Consider the following 2,407-nt stretch of genomic DNA (forward strand, 5'->3'; position numbering starts at 1 on the left):
ACAAACACCTTAGAACCATAAGCGGATTGGTTACCGAAATAATCAGTCTTCTATACATTAAAGACTTTGACTCATTATATGCTACATGCGTATAATAATATCTGTCGGGTGTGGTTACGCTATACAATACCCTTGCGGGGAAAGTGTAACGACGGACTTATGGCCGTGTTTGTTAGCGCCCGGCACTCTTTTTGAGTGTCATTAACAAACGTCTAACCATAAGGAATTCATTATGAATACTCTTATAGAAATTAGAGAACAGGTTGTTGATCAGGAAACTGTTCAAACTGTTAACGCGCGTGATTTACATACGTTTTTAGAAATAAAAGCTCGCTTTAATGATTGGATTAAAAATCGTATTAAAGAATGTAAGTTTCTCGAAAATATAAACTTTATAACGCTTACTAAAAATTTAGTAAGCGGTGGAAAGGTAAAAGAATACCACATTACGTTAGACATGGCTAAACATCTTTCGATGATAGAGCGTAATGATAAAGGGCATGAAGCGCGTCAATACTTTATCAAATGCGAACGACTTTTGAAGCAAGTTGTTACACCGCAAATTGACTATTCAAGTCCACAAGCAATGATTGGCTTTTTGACACATTTACAAAACCAAATTGAGCAAAAGGATAACACCATTGCTGAATTAGCACCAAAAGCAGAAGCGCTTGAAGGCTTAAAGCGCTCTGATGGTTTGTTCGGTCTTATTGAAGCAGCGAAAATGTTAGAGGTACGACCAAAAGATTTGACCGATTACTTGCGTAAACACGATTGGGTCTATCGACGTGCTCCAGGGGCGCCTTTGTTACCTTATCAGGATAAAATCAAGAAAGGATTCATGGATTGCCCTGCTATCACCATTCAAAGACCAGATGGAACAGAAAAGGTGCTCCCTTCAACAAAAATTACACCAAAAGGATTGGCATGTTTGAGAGAACAAATCCATGGAGGTGTACAATGAATACCAGTATCGACTTTTTATGTGATTTATGGATGGCATTGTATCAGTTTTCTGATCGTGATGATGTTGAAGATAAGGCTTTTAATACTCTCATTGAAACCATGGATGCGATAGAAAAAGCTTTAATTTTAAAACTTCAAAATGAAACCCCAAATGCACTGAAAATTTTGGCAATGATTACAAATTTTGGAACTTTAAGACCTCCTCCGATTATGGAGTCTTTGTTGCGAGCCTACGAACCAGATTTAGAGAGCCCCATTAAAAAGGTTGCTTAAGTTAAAAACAGAACTCCTTTCCCATCTTTATAGGTGGGGAGGAGCCAATAATTCTTGTGTAATTTGGAGTGTATCCATTTGCATACCGGAATATATACCCGATTACACCTAATTATCAATTAATTACGATGACTTTTTCGTAAATCTCGTTCGATAAGATGCCGGACATAGCGTGTATAAGGAATAGCTTGATTTTTAGCTTTTTCCTTTAAAGCTTTCATAAGCGCTTGAGGCAAACGAATATTCATAGAGGCTTCTTTAGGTAAAAATTCAAAATGAACGGGTTTAAAACCAGTTAAGTCATAATCAGTAAGATCTGCAGTATCAACAAAGTTTTCTGCTTCTTCATCCGTCTTGAAAACGGGTATTTGTTTTAATTTAGAGGTTTTCATATAAATCAATCTCCTTTTGGTGCATATAACGAGCGCTAATAGGACGCACAAACAGTTCGTTCTTTATTGTTCTTAAGGTAAAAACTAGAAAAATATATCGTTCATTATAACTTCTCCCAATGGCTCTTAAACGCTCTTCTTTAACATTGGGGTCGTGCTTTATGACAAGATTTCCGGGATTGGTGAATAAATACTCAATTTCTTTTTTAGAAACTCCATGTTTGGCACATTTGGGCCAATTACCGTCATCCCAATTTATGCCATGAATTTCTATATTTGTTACCATAACGTATGTATATCAAAATGTATCCACAAATGCAATAAAAATGATTAAAAATCAATCTATTTAAACAGGAATATTCATGCATCCTAGAGAGACGATCAGGGAAAGCTTTGTTGCATTAATCAAAGCAGCAAAGACGGCTTCTGGTGACAATGTTTTCAATATGCGCGATTTCAACTTTTCCCCTGAGAACACGCCTGCAATTAATATCTCAACACAAAGTGAAACGATTGAAGATAGCTATGATTATGGAGTAAGGCGGCGCGTTTTAATAGTGGATGTTGAATGTTATGCGACATGTGAAGGTGGAGCACGTTTTGTTGATCAATTAGCATGGGAAGTTGAGGAGATTTTTTACGCTAATCCTAATCTTAACAACACTGTTGAGACATGCCGCTTGCAAAATATTGCTTTTGCCTTTGGCGATAACGGGGCGCTAGCGCTCCATGGTGCAATTTTAACCTTTGAAGTCACTTACGTGACCAATATCCCC

5 protein-coding genes are annotated in these 2,407 nt (G+C 37.1%); 3 read left to right on the top strand and 2 right to left on the bottom strand.

What is annotated here, in order from left to right:
• Window positions 1–232 precede the first annotated feature (232 nt).
• Both BN202_RS08655 and BN202_RS08660 read left to right on the top strand, forming a co-directional pair.
• Entirely contained in the window at window positions 233–964 is a 732-nt protein-coding gene (locus BN202_RS08655; protein ID WP_019220251.1) for an antA/AntB antirepressor family protein, read from the top strand.
• Window positions 961–1,239: a hypothetical protein gene (locus BN202_RS08660; RefSeq protein ID WP_019220252.1), complete on the top strand. Its 279-nt coding sequence runs from the start codon at window positions 961–963 to the stop codon at window positions 1,237–1,239. Before BN202_RS08655 ends, BN202_RS08660 begins: the two co-directional genes overlap by 4 nt.
• A 119-nt stretch (window positions 1,240–1,358) precedes the next feature.
• Here the strand turns inward: BN202_RS08660 and BN202_RS08665 are convergent, their stop codons facing one another.
• Window positions 1,359–1,631, bottom strand: coding sequence for a CopG family antitoxin (locus BN202_RS08665; protein ID WP_019220253.1), 273 nt, complete (start codon window positions 1,629–1,631; stop codon window positions 1,359–1,361).
• Window positions 1,618–1,917, bottom strand: coding sequence for a BrnT family toxin (locus BN202_RS08670; protein WP_019220254.1), 300 nt, complete (start codon window positions 1,915–1,917; stop codon window positions 1,618–1,620). The genes BN202_RS08665 and BN202_RS08670 overlap by 14 nt, the downstream gene beginning before the upstream one ends.
• Window positions 1,918–1,993: 76 nt before the next feature.
• Here BN202_RS08670 and BN202_RS08675 point away from each other — a divergent pair.
• A partial coding sequence (locus tag BN202_RS08675) for a hypothetical protein (RefSeq protein ID WP_019220255.1) occupies window positions 1,994–2,407 on the top strand: 414 nt, incomplete at its 3' end.

The organism is Bartonella florencae, assembly GCF_000312525.1.
Classification (GTDB): Bacteria; Pseudomonadota; Alphaproteobacteria; order Rhizobiales; family Rhizobiaceae; genus Bartonella; species Bartonella florencae.